The sequence below is a fragment of the Streptomyces genisteinicus genome (genome assembly GCF_014489615.1).
Classification (GTDB): Bacteria; Actinomycetota; Actinomycetes; order Streptomycetales; family Streptomycetaceae; genus Streptomyces; species Streptomyces genisteinicus.
In genome coordinates this window covers 2,978,422-2,998,465 of the sequence record NZ_CP060825.1, presented here as the reverse complement: position 1 = coordinate 2,998,465, position 20,044 = coordinate 2,978,422, and the positions used below count along the sequence as shown (strand labels likewise).

Here is a 20,044-nt window from a genome sequence, read left to right as displayed (position 1 = left end):
CGCGTCCTGCACCGCTCACGATCCCGGTTCGCGGGAAGGTCCGCCGGGGCCTGTGGACAGACCCCGGTCTGTGGACAACTCCGCCACCCCGCAGGGTGATCAGGGCAGTTCGATACCCGGGTCGACACCCGCCAGGGCGTTCCCGCAATGGCACTTGCGCCCGTCGTTCGGGGGCAGCGCGGCGACCGCGTCGAACAGCACGTCCCGCAGCCGGTCCACATTGGACGCGAAGACCGCGAGCACCTCTTCGTGGGAGACGCCCTCACCCGCTTCGGCGCCGGCGTCCAGGTCCGTCACCAGGGTGATCGACGTGTAGCAGAGCTCCAGTTCACGTGCGAGCACGGCCTCGGGGTGACCGGTCATGCCGACCACCGACCAGCCCATCGCCGCGTGCCAGCGCGATTCCGCGCGGGTCGAGAAACGCGGGCCCTCGACGACCACCAGGGTGCCGCCGTCGACCGGCTCCCAGTCGCGGCCCCGTGCGGCGTCGAGCGCGACCTTGCGCCCCTGGGGACAGTAAGGGTCGGCCGGGGAGACGTGGACGACATGGGGAACGGCTCCGGAAGGCAGCGGCAGGCCGTCGAAGTAGGTCTGCGCACGGGCCTTGGTCCGGTCGACGAACTGGTCGGGCACGAGCAGGGTGCCCGGCCCGTACTCCGGCCGCAGGCCGCCCACCGCGCACGGCCCGAGGACCTGGCGGACACCGACCGAGCGCAGCGCCCAGAGGTTGGCGCGGTAGTTGATCCGGTGCGGCGGCAGGTGGTGGCCGCGCCCGTGACGGGGGAGGAAGGCCACCCTGCGTCCGGCGACCTCGCCGAGGAACAGCGAGTCGCTGGGAGGGCCGTAGGGCGTCTCGACCTGGATCTCGGTGACGTCCTCGAGGAAGGAGTAGAAGCCCGAGCCGCCGATGACCCCGATCTCCGCGGAGCCGGGACGGGGGGTTGTGCCGGAGTCTGCGTGCGCGTTGGTCGCCATGGCGGTCACAGTAGCCGGAGGGGATCACGCGCCGGAGGGGGCGGCTCCCGCGTCGTGCGGGAGCCGCACGTGGTGTCGCCGGGAAGGGACGGGCGGGCACGGGGCCGGCCCGAGGCCAGATGCGGCGGGCAGGGGACCTGCGGAGGTCACGGCACCGGCCGCGCGTGGTCCGGGGAACGCCGGTGACCCCGCTGTGGCATCGCCACGACGGGGTCGGCGGAACGGATGCGCGGCTAGCCGCTCGGAATCAGGCCGCGGAGCCCGAGGAGCTGGACGTGCTCGTGGAGGAAGCGGTCGACGACGCGGCCGGCGCGGAGGCGGGCTTCGTGTCGGCCGGCTTGGACTCGGCGGACTTCGCCGACGAGGCGGGCGAGCTGCTGGACGAGGCACCCCGGCTGTCGTTGCGGTAGAAGCCGGAGCCCTTGAAGACGATGCCGACCGCGGAGAACACCTTCTTGAGGCGTCCGTTGCAGCTGGGGCACTCGGTCAGGGCGTCGTCGGTGAACTTCTGCACCGCCTCGAGGCCCTCGCCGCATTCGGTGCACTGGTACTGGTAGGTCGGCACTGTGTCTTCCTCCTGGCACTCTCACTCGATGAGTGCTAACGACGGTCCATAGTGACGTATTCCGCTGGATCAGTCCACCGTCACAGGCACTCGGTGACCGATACCACGCGCCGCGACCCGTCCGCCGGGCGGGGGCGAGAGCCGGGAACGCAGGAGCAGCAGGGTGACGAGGGCGAGGGCGGTGCCCACGAGCGGCACGAGGAATCCGGCGCTCGCGCCGTTCTCGTCGGCCAGCCGTCCGGCCACGGTCACGGCGGCGGCCTGTCCGAGGGCGACCGCTCCGGTCAGCCAGGTGAACGCCTCGGTGCGCGAGGACGCCGGGACCAGCGCGTCCACCAGGGTGTAGCCGCTGATCAGGGCCGGAGCGATGCACAGGCCCACTACGAGGCCCAGCGCGCCGAGCAGGGCGACCGACTGGGCGGTCCACAGCAGCGAGGCGGTGACGGTGAGGGCCGTGTACCCGACGACGAGGCGGCGACGGGGGCCGCTCTTCCAGGCGATGGCCCCGACGGCCACGCCGGCCAGCATGTTGCCCGCCGCGAACAGGCCGTAGAGCAGACCGTTCATGCCGGGGTTGCCGAGCTCCTCGCTGAACGCCGTCAGCGACACCTGCATGCCGCCGAAGACGGCGCCGATGCCCAGGAACGCCACCGCGAGCACCCGGACACCGGGGACCGACAGGGCGGAGGTGCGCGCCGCGCGGCCCGCGGCGAGGACGCCGCCGTGCGCGGGCTGGGTGCGGCGCTGTGCGGCGAAGAGCAGACCGCCGACGAGCGTCAGCGCGGCCTCGGCGACCAGACCGGCTGCCGGGTGCACTCCGGTGCACAGCGCGGTGGCCAGCACCGGGCCGACCACGAAGGTGAACTCGTCCGTCACCGACTCGAACGCCGCGGCCGTCGGCAGCAGCGGGGACCCCGGGAGCCGGGCGGCCCAGCGCGCGCGGACCATGGGGCCGACCTGGGGCACCGAGGCTCCGGTCGGCACGGCGGCCGCGAACAGGGCCCACATCGGGGCGCCGGTGAGCGCGAGCGCGGTCAGCGCGGAGACGGACGCCGTGTGGAGCACGACGCCGGGGACGAGGACGGCCCGCTGGCCGAACCGGTCGGCGAGCTTGCCGCTCTGCGGTGCGAACAGGGCCATCGAGACGCCGGTGACCGCTGCGACGGCGCCCGCGCTGCCGTAGGAACCGGTGGTGTGCTGGACCAGGAGGACGATGCCGATCGTCAGCATCGCGAACGGCTGCCTGGCGGCGAATCCGGGGAGCAGGAACGTCCAGGCACCCGGGGTGCGCAGGAGCTGTCCGTAGCCGGGACGCTTGTCAGAAGCGACCGTGGACGCCACGGCCCTTGCCTTTCTGCCGCCTGGTGGCGCTCGCCGGGATGCCGGGAGGTGCCGAGAGCTGTCCTCTTGCGCGGAACTGCGGTAGATGCCGGGATCCGCTGCGGGGACTCCACGGCCGCCATACGGTCGGTCGCGCCAGCTCTGCGTCAGGCAGAGTTGGTCGATCAGTGTGCCTTCATGGTACAGGGCTTTCCCCGTCGTGACCTGGGAAATGACGGACATCACGCGCGGGCCCCTGTGATCCGGCCCGTTCCGGCCCGGACGGCGATGCGTCCGGCCCGGAACGGACCCTCCTTCGACCTGCACCGCCTCCGCGGCGGTCAGCGGTGGCGGCCCGGCGCCGGGCCGCCGGTCCCGAGCCAGTAGGCCAGCTTGCCGCCCTGCGCGACCGCCCGCAGGCGCCGTTCCGCCTCGTCCCGGACCGGATCGGTCGCGACGACCAGCAGTTCGTCTCCGTGCCGCAGCGCGGTCGTGGGCGAGGGCACGAAGCTCTTGCCCTCGCGCACGACGAGGGTGACCGCCGACCCGGCCGGCAGGCGCAGTTCCCCGACCTCGACCCCGTGCATCCGCGAGCTCTCGGGAACGGCGACGGAGAGCAGGTGCCCCCGCAGCCGCTCCAGGGGCGCGGACTCGACCCCGAGGTCCGCGGCGTCCGAGGAGGCGTCGAGACGCAGCGCCCGGGCGAGCCACGGCAGCGTCGGCCCCTGGACGAGGGTGTAGACGACGACCAGCACGAAGACGATGTTGAAGATCCGGTCGCTGCCCGGCACCCCGGAGACCATGGGGATGGTCGCCAGGATGATGGGCACGGCCCCGCGCAGTCCCGCCCAGGACATCAGCGCCTGCTCCTGCCAGGGGATCCGGAAGGGCAGCAGGCTGACGAACACCTCCAGCGGTCGGGCGACGGCCGTCAGCACCAGGCCCACGATGACCGCCGGCCAGAAGTCGTCGACCAGCTCGTGCGGGGTGACCAGGAGACCGAGCAGGACGAACATGCCGATCTGAGCGATCCAGCCGAGCCCTTCGGCGAACCCGCGGTTGGCCGGGGCGTGCGGCAGCTTGCTGTTGCCGAGCACCATCGAGGCCAGATAGACCGCGAGGAAGCCGCTGCCGTGCGCCATGGCGCCGGCGGCGTAGGCGGCCACCGCGATCGCCATGACGGCGATCGGGTAGAGGCCCGAGGCGGGCAGCGCGATGTGCCGCAGTCCGTACGCGCCCAGGAAACCGGTGGCCAGGCCGACGGCGGCGCCGATCGCCAGCTCCAGGGTGATCTTGGCCACGAGCACGTACCAGTCGTCGACCGGCCCCGAGGCCGAGAAGGCGACGACCAGGATGACGACGGGGGCGTCGTTGAAGCCCGACTCGGCCTCCAGCACGCCGGTCACCCGCGAGGGCAGCGGCACCTTGCGCAGCACCGAGAAGACGGCCGCGGCGTCGGTGGAGGAGACGACCGCGCCGATGATCAGCGCCTGCTGCCACTCCAGGCCGACGAGGTAGTGCGCGGCCGAGGCCGTGACTCCCACGCTCACCGCGACGCCGACGGTCGACAGCACGGCCGCCGCGGGCAACGCGGGTTTGATCTCCTTCCACTTGGTGCCCAGGCCGCCCTCGGCCAAAATCACCACCAGTGCGGCGTAGCCGATCACCTGCGTCAGCTCGGCGTCGTCGAACTTGACGTCGAGCAGGCCGTCCTGGCCCATGGCGATCCCGATACCGAGATACAGCAACAGGCTGGGCAGCCCGCTGCGGGACGAGATGCGCACCGCCGCCACGGCGATGAGCAGGACGAGTGAGCAGACGAGCAGGAGTTCATTGAGCTGGTGGACAGTCAGTGGCCGATCCTTCCCCTTGCGCCGTGAGAGCCGGAGGCCTTCGTCCCGGCGGCGACACTTCGTTACCTTACCTAATCTTTAACGCTTCCTTGACGGTCATTTCGTCTGATCATCTGCTGGTCGAGGTCCCTTGTGGATACCGCGTCCTGCCCGGTCGGGCGCTGCGCCTAGAGTTGCCTCTGCATTCCCAGGACCACCCTGCCCCTCGAAGGACAGCGATGCCCGCCAACACAACAGCCTCTTCCCCCAAGAAGAAGAAGGGGCGACGCGCCCGACTGCTCGTGCTCGTCCTGGTGCTGGCGCTCGTCGCGGGTGTCGGATACGGCGCCTACTGGAGCATCAGCACGGTTCGCGCCTCGTTCCCCCAGACCACCGGTTCGATCGAACTCGAGGGACTCGGCGGACGGGTCGAGGTCAAGCGCGACGACCACGGCATTCCCCAGATCTACGCCGACAGCGACGAGGACCTCTTCCGCGCCCAGGGCTTCGTCCAGGCACAGGACCGGTTCTGGGAGATGGACGTCCGCCGTCACATGACGTCCGGCCGCCTCTCCGAGATGTTCGGCGCGGGCCAGGTGGAGACCGACGCCTTCCTGCGCACGCTCGGCTGGCGCCGGGTCGCGCAGCAGGAGTACGACACCAAGCTCTCGCCGGAGACCAAGAAGTACCTCCAGGCCTACGCCGACGGCGTCAACGCCTACCTCGAAGGCCGCTCGGCCGACGAGCTCTCCGTCGAGTACGCGGCGCTGGCCTTCACCAACGACTACAAGCCCGAGCCGTGGACGCCCGTGGACTCCGTCGCCTGGCTCAAGGCGATGGCCTGGGACCTGCGCGGCAACATGCAGGACGAGATCGACCGGTCGCTGCTCACCAGCAGACTCAGCGCCGAGCAGATCCGCGACCTGTACCCCGCCTACCCCTTCGACCGGAACAAGCCGATCGTGGAGGAGGGCGGCATCGACCCGGTGACGGGCGAGTACGACCCGAAGGCCGAGCCGTCCGGTGACGGCGGAGGCGCGGGAGACGGCGGCACGGGCGGCGACGGCACCGGCACGGGCGACGGCACCCAGGGGACCGGCGACGGAACCGGCGGTTCCGCCGATGGCACCGGCAGCCCCGCCGGGGCCGCCGCCGGGCTGAACTCGCAGCTCGGCGCCCTCTCCGACACCCTCGACGCCATCCCGGCCCTCCTCGGCCCGAGCGGCAGCGGCATCGGCTCCAACTCCTGGGTCGTCTCCGGCGACTACACGACGACCGGCAAGCCGCTGCTGGCCAACGACCCGCACCTGTCCCCGCAGCTGCCGTCGCTCTGGTACCAGATGGGTCTGCACTGCCGGAAGGTCTCGGACGCCTGCTCCTTCGACGTCGCCGGCTACACCTTCTCCGGCATGCCGGGCGTGATCATCGGCCACAACCAGGACATCGCCTGGGGCTTCACCAACCTCGGCGCCGACGTGACCGACCTCTACCTGGAGAAGCTCAACGGCGACAGCTACCTGGTCGGCGGCCAGGAGAAGAAGCTGACCACCCGCAAGGAGGTCATCAAGGTCGCCGGCGGCACCGACAAGACGATCACCGTCCGCTCCACCGGACACGGCCCGCTCGTCTCGGACCGCAGCGACGAGCTGGCCAAGGTCGGCGACCGGGCCCCGGTCTCCAACGCGGCCCCCGACCGCGGCTCCGGCTACGGCGTCGCCCTCCAGTGGACCGCCCTCCAGCCCGGCAGGACGATGGACGCGGTGTTCCGGCTGAACCGCGCCAAGGACTTCACCTCCTTCCGCGCCGCGGCCAAGGACTTCGAGGTCCCCTCGCAGAACCTGATCTACGCCGACACCAAGGGCCACATCGGCTACCAGGCGCCCGGCAGGATCCCGCTGCGCGCCGAGGGCGACGGCAGCGTGCCGGCACCGGGCTGGGACCCGAAGTACAAGTGGGACGGCTACATCGACTTCGAGGAACTGCCCTACGAGTTCGACCCCGAGCGCGGCTACATCGTCACCGCCAACCAGGCGGTCGTCGACGCCGACACATACCCGTACCTGATCACCGAGGACTACGGCTACGGCGCGCGGAGCCAGCGGATCAACGACCTCATCGAGTCCAAGATCCGAGGCGGAGGCAAGATCTCCACCGAGGACATGCGCACGATGCAGATGGACAACAGCAGCGAGATCGCCAAGCTGCTCACGCCGTACCTGCTGAAGATCGACATCTCCGACCCCTACGTGCGCGAGGCCCAGAAGCTCCTGGAGGGCTGGGACTACACCCAGGAGCCGGACTCCGGCGCCGCCGCCTACTTCAACGCGGTCTGGCGCAACGTCCTCAAGCTGGCCGTCGGCAACAAGCTCCCCAAGGAGCTCCGGATCGAGGGCGAGTGCCTGAGCGTGCTCCCCGCGGACAGCACCGCGCCCGACGACGACCTGACCGAGCGCGTGCGCGAATGCGGTCAGCGCGACGCGGACTCCGCGCAGCCGGACGGCGGCGACCGCTGGTACGAGGTCGTGCGCCTGCTGCTGAAGGACGCGGACGACGAATGGTGGCGCAGCCCCGCCACCCGGACGGACGAGGCGACCGACACCCGCGACGAACTGCTCGGCCGCGCGATGGAGGACGCCCGCTGGGAGCTGACCGCCGAGATGGGCAAGGACGCCTCCAGCTGGAGCTGGGGCAGGCTCCACCAGCTGACCCTGAAGAACCAGACGCTGGGCACCGAGGGCCCGGGCTTCCTCCAGTTCATACTCAACCGCGGCCCGTGGAACCTGGGCGGCGGCGAGGCGGCGGTCAACGCCACCGGATGGAACGCGGCGAGCGGCTACGACGTGGTCTGGGTTCCGTCCATGCGGATGGTCCTCAACGTCGGCGAGTGGGACAAGTCGCGCTGGATCAACCTGACAGGGGCCTCCGGCCACGCGTACAGCGCCCACTACACCGACCAGACCGACAAGTGGGCCGAGGGTCAGCTGCTGGACTGGGCCTACGGGCCCGAGGCGGTCGAGGCGGCGACGGTCGACACGCTCACGCTGATCCCACCGGGCCAGTCCGCTCCGTGAAGCGGCGCACCCCCTGAGGGGTGACCACCGCGTGGACGGGGTGGTCGTGGGGTTCCGCCGGGACCTGTTCGACCACCTCGTTCACGTAGAGGAGCACGACCAGCGCCGGGTCGGTGCCGGCGGCGGCGATCCGGGCCAGCACCCGGTCGTACGAGCCCCCTCCGCGGCCCAGCCGCACCCCCCGGCCGTCCACGGCGAGCCCGGGGAGCAGCACCGCCTCGGCCGAGAGGACGGCCTCGGGCCCCAGCCTCTCGCCGTCCGGCTCCAGCAGGCCGCGGGCGGCCGGCAGCAGCCGGCCCGGACCCTCGTAGGCGGCCCAGTCCAGGTCGTTGTCCGGCATCAGCACAGGCAGCAGCACCCGGGTGCCCTGCGCGCGCAGGGCGTCCAGCAGGGCCCGGGTGCCGGGCTCGCGCCCCACCGAGACGTACGCCGCCACGGTGGAGGCGCCGGCCAGCTCCGGCAGCAGCATGGCCTGCCGGGCCAGCGCGGCCGCCGCCCCCAGGACGTCGGTGGGGGACAGGAGCCTGCGCGTGGCGAGCAGTTCGCCACGGAGACCGTTCTTTTCGGACTTCTCGTCACCGATTGCCTGCACGTAAACCTCGCGTATACGTCTCTATGAGGATGAAGTTAACCGGAGCATCATCTTCCCCCCATACTCAATCGCTAAGGTGCTCCGCATGACTCAGTCGCACCCCAGGATCAGCAAGGCTGTCATCCCCGCCGCCGGTCTCGGCACCCGGTTCCTGCCGGCCACGAAAGCCACGCCCAAGGAGATGCTGCCTGTGGTCGACAAGCCCGCGATCCAGTACGTCGTGGAGGAGGCCGTGTCGGCCGGACTCTCCGACGTCCTGATGATCACGGGCCGCAACAAGCGCCCCCTGGAGGACCACTTCGACCGCAACTACGAGCTGGAGGAGGCGCTCTCCCGCAAGGGCGACTCCGGCCGGCTGGCGCGCGTCCAGGAGTCGAGCGACCTCGCCACCATGCACTACGTCCGCCAGGGCGATCCGCGCGGCCTCGGGCACGCCGTGCTCTGCGCCGAACCGCACGTCGGCGACCAGCCGTTCGCCGTCCTCCTCGGCGACGACCTGATCGACCCCCGCGACCCGCTGCTCTCCCGCATGGTCGAGGTGCAGGAGCGCGAGGGCGGCAGCGTGATCGCCCTGATGGAGGTCGACCCCGCACAGATCCACATGTACGGCTGCGCCGCCGTGAAGCCGACCGGGGAGAGCGACGTTGTCCAGGTCACCGACGTGGTCGAGAAGCCGGACCCCGCGGAGGCGCCCAGCAACCTGGCGATCATCGGCCGCTACGTGCTGGACCCCGCGATCTTCGCCATACTGCGCGAGACCGCCCCGGGCCGCGGGGGCGAGATCCAGCTGACCGACGCCATCCAGAAGCTCGCCGACGCCCACGAGCACGGCTCCGCGGACGCGGGCGGAGGCCCCGTGTACGGCGTCGTCTTCAAGGGCCGCCGCTATGACACCGGGGACCGGGGAGACTATCTGCGTGCCATTGTCAGGCTCGCGTGCGAACGTGAGGACCTGGGACCGGAGTTCCGGTCCTGGCTGCGCAGTTTCGTGACCGAGGAGATGTAGCACCGTGAGCAGCACGATCTGGTCGGTGGACGACCACCTGGAGGACATCCTCTCCGCGATCCGGCCCCTCGACCCGATCGAGCTGCAGCTGCCGGACGCGCAGGGGTGCGTCCTGGTCGAGGACGTCACCGTCCCGGTCGCGCTGCCCCCGTTCGACAACAGCTCGATGGACGGGTACGCCGTCCGGGTCGCCGACGTCGCCGGGGCGAGCGAGGAGTTCCCCGCCGTGCTCACGGTCATCGGCGATGTCGCGGCCGGCAGCGACGGCCTGCCCACGGTGGGCCCGGGGCAGGCGGCACGGATCATGACCGGCGCCCCGCTGCCCCCGGGCGCCCAGGCGGTCGTCCCCGTCGAGTGGACGGACGGCGGCTCCGGCGGGGGGCCCGCCGGCAGCATGCGCCCGGCGGGACAGGCCCCGGAGGACGCGAGCGGTGAGGTACGGGTGCACCGCCCCGCCGAGGAGCGCGCCCATGTGCGCGCGCGCGGCAGCGACGTCCAGGCCGGTGACCTCGCCCTCGCTGCGGGCACCGTGCTCGGCCCGCCGCAGATCGGCCTGCTCGCGGCGATCGGCCGCGGCACCGTCCGGGTCCGGCCGCGCCCCCGCGTGGTGGTGCTGTCCACCGGCAGCGAACTCGTGCAGCCGGGCGAGAAGTTGGCCGAGGGGCAGATCTACGACTCCAACAGCTTCGCCCTCGCCGCCGCCGCCCGGGACGCGGGCGCCATCTCCTTCCGGGTCGGAGCGGTCACCGACGACGCCGAGACGCTGCGGTCCACGATCGAGGACCAGCTGATCCGAGCCGATCTGCTGGTCACCACCGGCGGCGTCAGCGTGGGCGCGTACGACGTCGTCAAGGAGGCACTCGCCTCGGTCGGCGACGAGGACGAGCCGGGCAGCGGCATCGACTTCCGCAGGCTCGCCATGCAGCCGGGCAAGCCCCAGGGCTTCGGCTCCATCGGCCCCGAGCACACCCCGCTGCTCGCCCTGCCGGGCAACCCGGTCTCCAGCTATGTCTCGTTCGAGTTGTTCGTCCGCCCCGCGATCCGGGCGCTGATGGGCCTGCCCGACGTCCACCGGCCGACGGCCCGCGCGGTGCTCGCCGCCGACAAGGCGCTGACCTCGCCGGACGGCAAGCGCCAGTTCCTGCGGGGTGCGTACGACCCCGGGGCGGGCCGGGTCGCTCCCGTCGGCGGGGCCGGCTCCCATCTCGTCGCCGCCCTGGCGCACGCCGACTGCCTGATCGTCGTCCCGGAGACCACCACCTCCGTGGAGCCCGGGGCCGATGTCGACGTGGTCCTCCTGGGGTGACGGTCCCGCCGTGGCGGTACCGTGTCTGCCCACACAAGGCCCTCGCGGGGCCGGATCGGGAGCACAGGCGCACATGAGCACGCAAGGCAGGCTGACGCACATCGACGAGGCGGGGGCGGCCCGTATGGTCGACGTCTCCCAGAAGGACGTGACCGCCCGCACCGCGCGGGCGACGGGCCGGGTCCTGGTGTCGCCACAGGTCGTGGAACTGCTGCGCGGCGAGGGAGTGCCCAAGGGGGACGCCCTCGCCACGGCCAGGATCGCCGGGATCATGGGAGCCAAGCGCACCCCCGACCTGATCCCCCTGTGCCACCCCCTCGCCGTCTCCGGGGTGAAGCTGGACCTCTCGGTGTCCGACGACGCGGTCGAGATCGCCGCGACGGTGAAGACGACCGACCGGACCGGCGTCGAGATGGAGGCGCTGACGGCGGTCTCGGTCGCCGCGCTGACCGTCGTCGACATGGTCAAGGCCGTGGACAAGGCCGCCGTCATCACCGGCATCCGGGTCGAGGAGAAGACCGGCGGCAAGTCCGGCGACTGGTCCCGAGAAGGGGCGGCGTCGTGAGCTCTGCCGGCACCCCGTACCGCGCCCTGGTCGTCACCGCGTCCAACCGTGCGGCAGCCGGCGTCTACGAGGACCGGGGCGGCCCGCTGATCGCCGAAGCGCTGCGGACCATGGGCTTCGCCGTCGACGGCCCCCGGGTGGTCCCCGACGGCGACCCCGTCGGGCAGGCGCTCCGTGACGCCGTCGCGGGCGCGTACGACGTCGTCGTGACCACGGGCGGCACCGGGATCTCGCCCACCGACCGCACGCCCGAGGTCACCCGGGCCCTGCTCGACCGCGAAGTCCCCGGCATCCCGGAGGCGATCCGGGCGTTCGGCCGCGAGAAGGTGCCGACGGCCGCGCTCTCGCGCGGTGCCGCCGGTGTCGCGGGCCGGACGCTGATCGTCAACCTGCCCGGTTCCACCGGTGGGGTGCGTGACGGTCTCGCCGTGCTGGAGCCGCTGCTGCGGCACGCGGTGGACCAGATCCGCGGCGGCGACCACCCCTCGCCCGCCGCGCCCCCCGAGCCCCCCGGACAGGACGAGGCGCCGCGCACCTCATGAACCTCACCTGGCCTGTGATCCTGGCGGACGGCGACGTCGTCCTCCGCCCGATAAAGATGCGCGACCAGCGGATCTGGCGGGAGGTCAACCGCCGCAACCGCGAGTGGCTGCGCCCCTGGGAGGCGACGATTCCGCCACCGGCGCCGGGCGGCCCGGTGGCGCAGCGTCCGACGTACCGTCAGATGGTGCGCCACCTGCGTGCCGAGGCGAACGCCGGGCGCATGATGCCGTTCGTCATCGAGTACCAGGGCCGTCTGGTCGGCCAGTTGACGGTCGCCGGGATCACCTGGGGCTCCATGTGCTCGGGCCATGTGGGCTACTGGGTCGACCGGGAGGTGGCGGGCCGCGGCGTGATGCCGACAGCGGTGGCCCTCGCCGTGGACCACTGCTTCCGGGGTGTCGGGCTGCACCGCATCGAGGTCTGCATTCGCCCGGAGAACGGCCCCAGCCGACGGGTGGTGGAGAAACTCGGATTCCGCGAGGAAGGGCTGCGGCCCCGCTATCTCCACATCGACGGCGCCTGGCGCGACCATCTCGTCTTCGCGCTGACCGCCGACGAGGCACCCGAGGGGCTCCTCCGGCGCTGGCACCAGGCACGACGGAGCAGCCGGCCGGGCCCGGCGCCCGGCACCGCCCAAGAAATAAAATAAATGTTCGAAATAAATCGCTGAAGCGCGCACGGCGATCCCGGTAATCACAAAAAAAGTCCGTGATATCAGCCAGATCGTGCGACACACCGGGCCAATTGGCGGATGCCGCCGCGCGAATCCCTCTACCGTGTGGTGCGTGAGCAGCAGCGGCCTCATCTACGCAGTCATCGTCGGGGCCTGGGCCGCCTACTTGGTGCCGATGTGGCTCCGCAGGCAGGACGAGCTGAACGAAGCCCGTCCGACGGAACGCTTCTCCACCGCCATCCGGCTGCTGTCCGGCAGGGCGGGAATGGAGCGGCGGTACGCGAAGGAACTGCGGGGACGCACCGCCGAGCAGCCCGAGTACGACGTCGACCCGGACGCGCCCACGGACCGTTTGAGTTCCGTGGACGTCCGGGCCTTCGCCGCGCCCCGAACCGAGATGCGCCCGGACTCAGCCCCCGCGGGGGCGGCATCCGGCGTGCCCCGGCCGGAGTCCCCGGACGCCCCGCCGCGCCCCCGCCAGGGTGCCAGGGCGCGGAGGGAACCCCGGCCGAACCGCGCGGCGGCCGAGCGCGCGCGCCGTGGCAAGGTGCTGGCCCGGCGCAGACGGACGACCACGCTCCTCTTCGTCGCCTTCACCGCCGGCGCGGTCGTCGCCGCGGTGGGCGGGCTCGGCTTCCTGTGGGCGCCCGCGCTGCCCGCCGTGCTCCTGAGCGTCTACATCGTGCATCTGCGGACGCAGGAGCGGCGCCGGTTCGCGTTCGTCATGGACCGGCGGCAGGCAGAGGCCGCGGCGCAGCGACTGCGGGAGAACCGCCCCCGGCGCCACCAGCCCGACGAGGGCGCCGCGGAGCCCGACGAGGAGCCTGTCGCGCAGGCCGACCCCGATCCGGAGCCGGTGGTGTCGCCCCAGGAAGCGGGGCGTCGCGCCCTGGTCGAGCAGACCGACCACGCGGAGTGGGTGGACCAGCAGCGCCAGCGCGGTCCGGTCGCGGGTGACAGCTGGGACCCCGTGCCCGTGCCGCTGCCCACGTACGTCACCGCGCCCGTCGCACCGCGGGCGTCGAGCGGCGTGGACGTCACCGACCCGGAGACGTGGAGCGCGGCCCGCTCGTCCGCGGCCGGGCCCGCGGACCGGCAGCCCGGGCAGCCGCACGCCGAGTCGCGCGACCGGCCGCAGCCCGAGTCGCCGGCCGGCCGGCGGCCGCCGCAGCAGCGTCGCTCCCGCGACCGGGGCCGCACGCCGCTGTTCGACCAGTACGCGGACGACGACCGCCCGCGTGCGGCCAACGAGTGAGACCCGCCGAGTTCCCTCCCGGCGGCGTACGTGACCTGCGATCCCGCCGCCGGGATACGGATTTTTGAGCACCGCGTTCGGGGTGCTAGAGTTTCACTCGTTGCAAGGGCCTGTGGCGCAGTCTGGTAGCGCACCTCGTTCGCATCGAGGGGGTCTGGGGTTCAAATCCCCACAGGTCCACGCAGCTCAAAGCCCCGATCGGGTCACCGATCGGGGCTTTGGCACGTCATGGGTCGGTGCGCCGGTCAACTCCCGGTCCGTCGGGCCGTGTCGGAGCGCCGTGACCCGGAAGCCCGGGCCGGAGTCCGGGTCCCGGACCTCCCCGACCGGACGGAACCCCCTTCCTTTCGTCACGCCGATCCGGGGGTGTGACGCGGATCTCCCCGCGGGCGGGTGCTGTCTGTCCCGCACGGTCAGGTTCCGGGGCGCGCGGGCCGGCGAACGGGGAACGAACCCCCGCGCCTTGGCGCCTCGCCGCCCTGCCGTCGGCTGCCGCACCGTCGGTGGAGCGGCCCGGTGGAACCGGGCCCGTACATGAGGGCCCCTGCCCGCGGGCCGGTGCATCGGGGCCGGTGCGTCCGGCCCCGCGGGACCGGCGGGAGGTCAGACCCCGGCGAGCGGCTTGGCCATGCAGCGGCTGCTGTCGTGGAACCGGTAGTGGCCGAACTTCGCGCAGGTCTCGTAACCGCTGGAGCCGTACAGCGCGATCGCCTCGGGCTGCATGTCGCCCGTCTCCAGGACCATCCGGGTGCGGCCCGCCGCGCGGGCGTCCTCCTCCAGGGCCGCGAGGATGCGCCGGGCGAGGCCCAGGCCGCGCGCCTCGGGGATCACGTACATCCGCTTGAGCTCGGCGTCGCCGTTCGCGTATCCCATCGGGTTCTCGTCCTGGGTCCGCCAGCCGCCGGTCGCGCAGGGGCGGTCGCCGTCGTAGGCGATGAGATACAGGCCACTCGGCGGGACGAACATCGTGGCGTCCAGCGGTGTCGCGTCGCCCTCGCCGTCGCCGTAGCGCCGGACGTACTCCAGCTGCACCTGGTCGTTGAGGGTGAGGGCGTCGGGGTGGTCGAAAGCGGTGACTCTGAGCTGCATGTTGAAAAGCGTACGGCCATTCGGGCGACCGCCCCGGAGGGTGGTCTCGCGTGCCGGGGAGGGGGCCGCGGGTGGGTAGGGTGCAGCAATGCTCACCGTGACCTCCGTGAATGTGAACGGACTGCGTGCCGCCGCGAAAAAGGGCTTCGTCCCCTGGCTGGCCGGGACCTCGGCGGACGTGGTCTGCCTCCAGGAGGTGCGGGCCGAGGAGTCCCAGCTGCCGGACGAGGTGCGCAGCCCCGAGGGCTGGTTCACCGCGCACGCGCCGGCCGCCGCCAAGGGGCGGGCGGGTGTGGCGCTGCTCACGCGGCGCGAGCCGGACCGGGTGCAGGTCGGCTTCGGTTCGTCCGAGTTCGACGGCAGCGGCCGCTACATCGAGGCGGATCTGCCGGGTGTCACGGTGGCGAGCCTGTACCTGCCGTCCGGTGAGGTCGGCACGGAGCGCCAGGACGAGAAGACGCGCTTCATGGGGGAGTTCCTCGCCTACCTGAAGGGCCTGAAGGAGCGCGCGGCGGCGGACGGCCGGGAGGTGGTGGTCTGCGGTGACTGGAACATCGCCCACCAGGAGGCCGACCTGAAGAACTTCAAGGGCAACCGGAAGAACTCGGGCTTCCTGCCCGAGGAGCGGGAGTGGCTGACCCGGGTGTACGAGGAGGCCGGCTACGTCGACGTGGTGCGCGCGCTGCATCCCGGCCAGGAGGGCCCCTACTCGTGGTGGTCCTACCGCGGGCGGGCGTTCGACAACGACACCGGCTGGCGCATCGACCTCCAGGTGGCGACGCCCGGCCTCGCGGGCCGTGCCGTGAAGGCCTGGGTGGAGCGCGCCGCGACGCACGGGGAGCGGTGGAGCGACCACGCCCCCGTGAGCGCGGTCTACGGCCCGTAAGGCGTCGCCGGAGATCCGGCCGAGGTGACCCGCGGCCGGGCGGCCCTCGGCGGCGGCCCTCGGCGGCGGCCGCCGTCAGCGGTCGTCGGAGCCGTTGCCCGCGAGGCGGCGGTCCATCGCCATCGACAGCTCGGCGTCCACCACGCTCTTGGCGAGGGGCCGCAGGCGCTCCGCCTCGGGTTCCTTCGCGTGGGCGGCGAGGGCGTCGAAGAAGAGGTCCGCCAGGGCCTCGGTGTGCTCGCGGATGCGCCGCCCCGACTCCAGGACGACGGCCAGGGGTATGCCCTCGCGGACCAGCGCGGCGGAGACCTCCAGCAGGCGGCGGCTGGTGTGGACGATTTCGTCGCCGTCGATCGCCAGATAGCCGAGTTCCAGCGCCTTGGCGAGGTTCTCGGGCGTGACCTCGCCCTCGAAGTAGTCGGCGAGCGCCTCGGGGGTGAGCCGGACGGGGGTCTCCTCGGTGGGCTCGACGAGCCCGAGGGCCTCGCCCATGTCCCGGCCGCTCTCCAGGGTCGTGGCCAGGTCGGCGATGCCGTTGAGGGTGTGGCCGCGCTCCAGCAGGGCGGTGATCGTCCGCAGTCTGGCCAGGTGGTGCTCGTCGTACCAGGCGATGCGGCCCTCGCGCCGCGGTGGCGGGATCAGCCCGCGTTCCCGGTAGAAGCGCAGGGTGCGCACCGTGATGCCGGCCTCCGCGGCCAGCTCCTCCATGCGGTACTCACGCGGTCCAGTCACACCCGAAGCCTATGTTGTACCGCCGGTAACTTGTGGGGTCGTACCCCTACCGCTCGGTAAGCCGCTGCTCTACTCTCCCAACCATGCCAGTGATTGCTGGCAGCGTTCGAGAAGGAACGGCTACACGGGACGTTCGGCGGTTTCAGCAGGAGGCGGCGGTATGACCGAGCAGCAGCACGAGCATGTACGAGTGGCGGTGATCGGATCCGGATTCGGCGGCCTCGGGGCCGCGGTCCGGCTGCGCCGCGAAGGGATCACGGACTTCGTCGTGCTGGAGCGCGCGGACTCGGTGGGCGGGACCTGGCGGGACAACAGCTATCCGGGCTGCGCCTGCGACGTGCCGTCCCACCTGTACTCGTTCTCGTTCGCGCCCAACCCCGACTGGCCGCGCACCTTCTCCGGCCAGGAACACATCCGGGCCTACCTGGAGCACGTCACGGACACCTTCGGGATCCGCCCCCATGTGCGGCTGAACCACGAGGTGCTGATGATGCGCTGGGACGCCGAGGCGTCCCGCTGGGAGATCGAGACCTCCCGGGGCTCGCTCACCGCGGACGTCGTGGTCTCGGCCACCGGCCCCCTGTCCGACCCGAAGACCCCGGACATCCCGGGTCTGGCCGACTTCCCCGGCAAGGTGTTCCACTCGGCCCGCTGGGACCACGACTACGACCTGACCGGCAAGCGCGTGGCGATGATCGGCACCGGCGCGTCCGCGATCCAGATCGTGCCCGCGATCCAGCCGAAGGTTTCCGCCCTGACGCTCTTCCAGCGCACGCCCCCGTGGGTGATGCCGCGGGTGGACCGCCGGATCTCCGGCGCCGAGCGCTGGCTGCACCGGCAGCTGCCGTTCACCGGCACGGCCCGGCGCGGCCTGCTGTGGGGCATCCGGGAGCTCCAGGTGCAGGCGTTCACCAAGCGGCCGGGCGAGCTCGGCCTGGTCGAGCGGCTCGCCAAGGCCAACATGAACAAGGCGGTCAAGGACCCGGAGCTGAGGGCCAAGCTGACGCCCTCGTACCGGATCGGCTGCAAGCGCATCCTGCTGTCGAGCACGTACTACCCGGCCCTCGCGCAGCCCAATGTGGACGTCGTCGCCTCGGGTCTGAGCGAGGTGCGCGGCTCGACGCTGGTCGCGGCGGACGGCACGGAGACCGAGGCCGACGTGATCGTCTTCGGCACGGGCTTCCATGTCACCGACATGCCCATCGCGGACCGGGTCGTCGGCGCCGACGGGATCACGCTCGCCGAGGCGTGGAAGGACGGCATGGAGTCGCTGCGCGGCGCCACCGCCGCCGGCTTCCCCAACTGGATGACGATCATCGGGCCCAACACCGGCCTCGGGAACTCGTCCATGATCCTCATGATCGAGTCCCAGCTGAACTACATGGCCGACTACATGCGCCAGCTCGACGTCCTCGGCGAGGGCAGCGTGCTCTCCGCACGCCCGTCGGCCGTCCACGCCTGGAACCGCCGCGTGCAGGAGCGGATGAAGCGCACCGTCTGGAACACCGGCGGCTGCACCAGCTGGTACCTCGACGCGAGCGGGCGCAACACCACCATCTGGCCCGGCACCACCACCGAGTTCCGCAGCGCCACCCGCTCGGTCGACCTGGCCGAGTACGAGGTGACCAGGGCGGCCCGCCGGCCGCTCGCCCCCGCGGGGACCGCCGTTCCGGCCGGCGAGGCCGCCGCGGGCGGCGCGAAGGACACGGAGGCCGTCGCATGAGCCGCCTTCTCCGCCGCGCCGACGCGCCGCCGGTGGCCGCCCGCGAGCTGGCCGCCGTGTCGGCCGACGGCTCGCGCCTGCACGTCGAGGTCCACGGTCCCGAGGGCGCCCCCACGGTGGTGCTGGCCCACGGCTGGACCTGTTCGACCCACTTCTGGGCCGCCCAGATACGCGACCTGGCGACGGACCACCGTGTCGTCGCCTACGACCAGCGCGGCCACGGCCGGACCCCGCTCGGGGCCGTCGGCCCCGAGCGGCTCGCCGACGATCTGGAGGCCGTGCTCACGGCCGTCCTCGCTCCTGGGGAGAAGGCCGTCGTCGGCGGCCACTCGATGGGCGGCATGACGATGATGGCGGCCGCCACGAGGCCCGCCTTCCGCGCGCACACGGCCGCCGCCCTGCTGTGCAGCACGGGCAGCGCCCGGCTCGTCGAGGAGTCGCTGGTGCTGCCGATGCGCGCGGGCCCGGCACGGACCCGGCTCACCCGTCTCGTGCTCGGGGCACGGGCCCCGCTCGGCCCGGTCACGCCGGTCTCGCGGCGCATCCTGCGCTACGGGACGATGGGCCCCGGATCCGCCCCGGAACGGGTGGACGAGTGCTCCCGGATCGTCCACGCCTGCCCGCGCGCCGCCCGGGTGGCCTGGTCGCAGGTGCTCGGCGAGCTCGATCTGGACGAGGGGGTGCGGGCGCTCGACGTGCCCACGGTGGTCGTCGCCGGCACGGTGGACCGGCTGACGCCGCTGGTGCACGCCAAGCGCCTCGCGCTCGACCTCCCGCACTGCCGCGAACTCGTCGAGCTGGAGGGCGTGGGCCACATGACCCCGGTCGAGGCCCCGGAGCTCGTCACCGCCAAGATCCGTGAACTGGCCGGCACGTACCTGACGACGAAGGAGAAGGCGGCATGAGCAGGAGGAGCCTCGAAGGGCAGGTCGCGGTCGTCACCGGCGCCGCGCGCGGGGTCGGCGAACTGCTGGCCCGCAAGCTCTCGGCGCGCGGCGCCAGGGTGGCGCTCGTCGGTCTGGAGCCGGACGAGCTGAAGAACGTCGCCGCCCGGCTGCACACCGACTGCGACACCTGGCACGCGGACGTCACCGACCACGAGGCGATGGCGCGGGTCGCCCAGGAGGTCAAGGAGCGGTTCGGCAAGGTCGACATCGTGGTCGCGAACGCGGGCGTCGCGTCGGGCGGCCCGTTCGTCGACTCCGACCCGGTCGCCTGGCGGCGGGTCATCGAGGTCAACCTGATCGGCAGCGCGGTGACCGGCCGGGCCTTCCTGCCCGTCCTGCTGGAGAGCCGCGGCTACTTCCTGCAGATCGCCTCGCTCGCGGCGATCACGCCGGCGCCCATGATGTCGGCGTACTGCGCCTCCAAGTCGGGCGTGGAGGCCTTCGCGCACAGTCTGCGGGCCGAGGTCGGCTACCGCGGGGTGCGGGTCGGAGTCGGCTATCTGTCGTGGACCGACACCGACATGGTGCGCGGCGCCGACCAGGACGACGTCATGCGGGAGCTGCGGCAGCGGTTGCCGTGGCCGTCCAACCGCACCTATCCGCTCGGGCCCGCCGTGGACCGGATCGTCGCCGGTATCGAGCGCAGGTCGGCCCATGTGTACGCCCAGTGGTGGCTGCGCGGCATGCAGTCGGTGCGCGGCTACCTGCCGGGGGTCATCGCGACGGTCGGGCAGCGCGAGATGCGCCGCTTCGCGCCGCGGCTCGGTGGCGTGTCGAAGGGGCTGGTGGGCGCCGGCGGGGCGGCCGACGAGGCCGGGCGGACCGCCGACCGCTGACCGCCCGGCCGCTGACCGCCCGGCGCCGGCGGCCCGTCCGCCGGGGCGCCGCCCGCCCCGGCGGTGGGCGCCCCGGCGCGGCAGCGCGTACGCCCGCTCGCGCCCGGCGCGCAAGCGGGCGCGTTCCC

Annotated in this window: 18 protein-coding genes and 1 tRNA gene; 12 read left to right on the top strand and 7 right to left on the bottom strand. The window is 72.4% G+C overall.

The annotated features are described in order from the left end of the window. Nucleotides 1–99: 99 nt before the first annotated feature. From IAG43_RS13025 to IAG43_RS13010, 4 genes are all read right to left on the bottom strand, one after another. Nucleotides 100–975, bottom strand: a complete 876-nt coding sequence (locus IAG43_RS13025) for an S-methyl-5'-thioadenosine phosphorylase (RefSeq protein ID WP_187740920.1) — start codon at nt 973–975, stop codon at nt 100–102. 247 nt (nt 976–1,222) lie between these two features. Continuing rightward, complete coding sequence (locus IAG43_RS13020; RefSeq protein WP_187740919.1) at nt 1,223–1,540, bottom strand: FmdB family zinc ribbon protein; 318 nt, start codon at nt 1,538–1,540, stop codon at nt 1,223–1,225. A 69-nt stretch (nt 1,541–1,609) separates the two neighbouring features. Then, nucleotides 1,610–2,881 (bottom strand): MFS transporter, encoded by a 1,272-nt coding sequence (locus tag IAG43_RS13015; protein ID WP_187740918.1) that lies wholly within the window; start codon nt 2,879–2,881, stop codon nt 1,610–1,612. 320 nt (nt 2,882–3,201) lie between these two features. After that, nucleotides 3,202–4,713: a potassium/proton antiporter gene (locus IAG43_RS13010; protein WP_187744430.1), complete on the bottom strand. Its 1,512-nt coding sequence runs from the start codon at nt 4,711–4,713 to the stop codon at nt 3,202–3,204. 218 nt (nt 4,714–4,931) lie between these two features. Between IAG43_RS13010 and IAG43_RS13005 the strand changes: the two genes are divergently transcribed. Continuing rightward, on the top strand, nt 4,932–7,763 hold the full coding sequence (locus tag IAG43_RS13005) for a penicillin acylase family protein (RefSeq protein WP_187740917.1): 2,832 nt from the start codon (nt 4,932–4,934) through the stop codon (nt 7,761–7,763). Here IAG43_RS13005 and IAG43_RS13000 read toward each other — a convergent pair. Next, nucleotides 7,729–8,355, bottom strand: a complete 627-nt coding sequence (locus tag IAG43_RS13000) for a 5-formyltetrahydrofolate cyclo-ligase (protein ID WP_425508595.1) — start codon at nt 8,353–8,355, stop codon at nt 7,729–7,731. The two genes, IAG43_RS13005 and IAG43_RS13000, sit on opposite strands and share 35 nt — an antisense overlap. Nucleotides 8,356–8,440: 85 nt before the next feature. On the opposite strand from IAG43_RS13000, the gene galU reads away from it, so the two are divergent. From galU to IAG43_RS12965, 7 genes are all read left to right on the top strand, one after another. After that, a complete protein-coding gene (gene galU, locus IAG43_RS12995) occupies nt 8,441–9,361 on the top strand; it encodes a UTP--glucose-1-phosphate uridylyltransferase GalU (protein ID WP_187740916.1) in 921 nt (306 codons plus the stop codon). A 4-nt stretch (nt 9,362–9,365) separates the two neighbouring features. After that, a complete protein-coding gene (gene glp / locus IAG43_RS12990) occupies nt 9,366–10,667 on the top strand; it encodes a molybdotransferase-like divisome protein Glp (protein WP_187740915.1) in 1,302 nt (433 codons plus the stop codon). Nucleotides 10,668–10,740: 73 nt separating this feature from the next. Beyond that, complete coding sequence (gene moaC, locus IAG43_RS12985) at nt 10,741–11,232, top strand: cyclic pyranopterin monophosphate synthase MoaC (RefSeq protein WP_187740914.1); 492 nt, start codon at nt 10,741–10,743, stop codon at nt 11,230–11,232. After that, nucleotides 11,229–11,774 (top strand): MogA/MoaB family molybdenum cofactor biosynthesis protein, encoded by a 546-nt coding sequence (locus tag IAG43_RS12980; RefSeq protein ID WP_246574277.1) that lies wholly within the window; start codon nt 11,229–11,231, stop codon nt 11,772–11,774. The genes moaC and IAG43_RS12980 overlap by 4 nt, the downstream gene beginning before the upstream one ends. After that, on the top strand, nt 11,771–12,424 hold the full coding sequence (locus IAG43_RS12975) for a GNAT family N-acetyltransferase (RefSeq protein ID WP_246574275.1): 654 nt from the start codon (nt 11,771–11,773) through the stop codon (nt 12,422–12,424). Before IAG43_RS12980 ends, IAG43_RS12975 begins: the two co-directional genes overlap by 4 nt. Before the next feature lie 136 nt (nt 12,425–12,560). After that, nucleotides 12,561–13,703, top strand: a complete 1,143-nt coding sequence (sepX, locus tag IAG43_RS12970; RefSeq protein WP_187740913.1) for a divisome protein SepX/GlpR — start codon at nt 12,561–12,563, stop codon at nt 13,701–13,703. Between the two features lie 106 nt (nt 13,704–13,809). Then, nucleotides 13,810–13,883, top strand: a tRNA-Ala gene (locus tag IAG43_RS12965). A gap of 423 nt (nt 13,884–14,306) precedes the next feature. On the opposite strand, the gene IAG43_RS12960 is transcribed toward IAG43_RS12965, so the two are convergent. Then, nucleotides 14,307–14,792, bottom strand: a complete 486-nt coding sequence (locus IAG43_RS12960; protein WP_187740912.1) for a GNAT family N-acetyltransferase — start codon at nt 14,790–14,792, stop codon at nt 14,307–14,309. A gap of 88 nt (nt 14,793–14,880) precedes the next feature. Between IAG43_RS12960 and IAG43_RS12955 the strand changes: the two genes are divergently transcribed. Next, nucleotides 14,881–15,678, top strand: a complete 798-nt coding sequence (locus IAG43_RS12955; protein WP_187740911.1) for an exodeoxyribonuclease III — start codon at nt 14,881–14,883, stop codon at nt 15,676–15,678. 75 nt (nt 15,679–15,753) lie between these two features. Here the strand turns inward: IAG43_RS12955 and IAG43_RS12950 are convergent, their stop codons facing one another. Beyond that, complete coding sequence (locus tag IAG43_RS12950) at nt 15,754–16,386, bottom strand: MerR family transcriptional regulator (protein WP_187744426.1); 633 nt, start codon at nt 16,384–16,386, stop codon at nt 15,754–15,756. Nucleotides 16,387–16,570: 184 nt separating this feature from the next. Here IAG43_RS12950 and IAG43_RS12945 point away from each other — a divergent pair, with 184 nt between their 5' ends. From IAG43_RS12945 to IAG43_RS12935, 3 genes are read left to right on the top strand one after another with little or no spacing between them, the layout of a single operon-like run. Continuing rightward, nucleotides 16,571–18,133 carry a flavin-containing monooxygenase gene (locus IAG43_RS12945; RefSeq protein WP_246574274.1) on the top strand — a complete coding sequence of 521 codons (1,563 nt, stop codon included), beginning with the start codon at nt 16,571–16,573 and terminating at the stop codon, nt 18,131–18,133. Next, complete coding sequence (locus IAG43_RS12940; protein ID WP_187740910.1) at nt 18,130–19,038, top strand: alpha/beta fold hydrolase; 909 nt, start codon at nt 18,130–18,132, stop codon at nt 19,036–19,038. Before IAG43_RS12945 ends, IAG43_RS12940 begins: the two co-directional genes overlap by 4 nt. Then, nucleotides 19,035–19,916, top strand: a complete 882-nt coding sequence (locus IAG43_RS12935) for an SDR family oxidoreductase (protein ID WP_187740909.1) — start codon at nt 19,035–19,037, stop codon at nt 19,914–19,916. Before IAG43_RS12940 ends, IAG43_RS12935 begins: the two co-directional genes overlap by 4 nt. The last annotated feature ends 128 nt before the right edge of the window (nt 19,917–20,044 follow it).

What these genes read in the sequence shown, in the direction of transcription:
- IAG43_RS13025 (WP_187740920.1), bottom strand. Translation starts at nt 975, where the DNA reads ATGGCGACCAACGCGCACGCAGACTCCGGCACAACCCCCCGTCCCGGC.
- IAG43_RS13005 (WP_187740917.1), top strand. Translation starts at nt 4,932, where the DNA reads ATGCCCGCCAACACAACAGCCTCTTCCCCCAAGAAGAAGAAGGGGCGA.
- galU (WP_187740916.1), top strand. Translation starts at nt 8,441, where the DNA reads ATGACTCAGTCGCACCCCAGGATCAGCAAGGCTGTCATCCCCGCCGCC.
- moaC (WP_187740914.1), top strand. Translation starts at nt 10,741, where the DNA reads ATGAGCACGCAAGGCAGGCTGACGCACATCGACGAGGCGGGGGCGGCC.
- IAG43_RS12975 (WP_246574275.1), top strand. Translation starts at nt 11,771, where the DNA reads ATGAACCTCACCTGGCCTGTGATCCTGGCGGACGGCGACGTCGTCCTC.
- IAG43_RS12960 (WP_187740912.1), bottom strand. Translation starts at nt 14,792, where the DNA reads ATGCAGCTCAGAGTCACCGCTTTCGACCACCCCGACGCCCTCACCCTC.
- IAG43_RS12955 (WP_187740911.1), top strand. Translation starts at nt 14,881, where the DNA reads ATGCTCACCGTGACCTCCGTGAATGTGAACGGACTGCGTGCCGCCGCG.
- IAG43_RS12950 (WP_187744426.1), bottom strand. Translation starts at nt 16,386, where the DNA reads ATGGAGGAGCTGGCCGCGGAGGCCGGCATCACGGTGCGCACCCTGCGC.
- IAG43_RS12945 (WP_246574274.1), top strand. Translation starts at nt 16,571, where the DNA reads ATGACCGAGCAGCAGCACGAGCATGTACGAGTGGCGGTGATCGGATCC.
- IAG43_RS12940 (WP_187740910.1), top strand. Translation starts at nt 18,130, where the DNA reads ATGAGCCGCCTTCTCCGCCGCGCCGACGCGCCGCCGGTGGCCGCCCGC.
- IAG43_RS12935 (WP_187740909.1), top strand. Translation starts at nt 19,035, where the DNA reads ATGAGCAGGAGGAGCCTCGAAGGGCAGGTCGCGGTCGTCACCGGCGCC.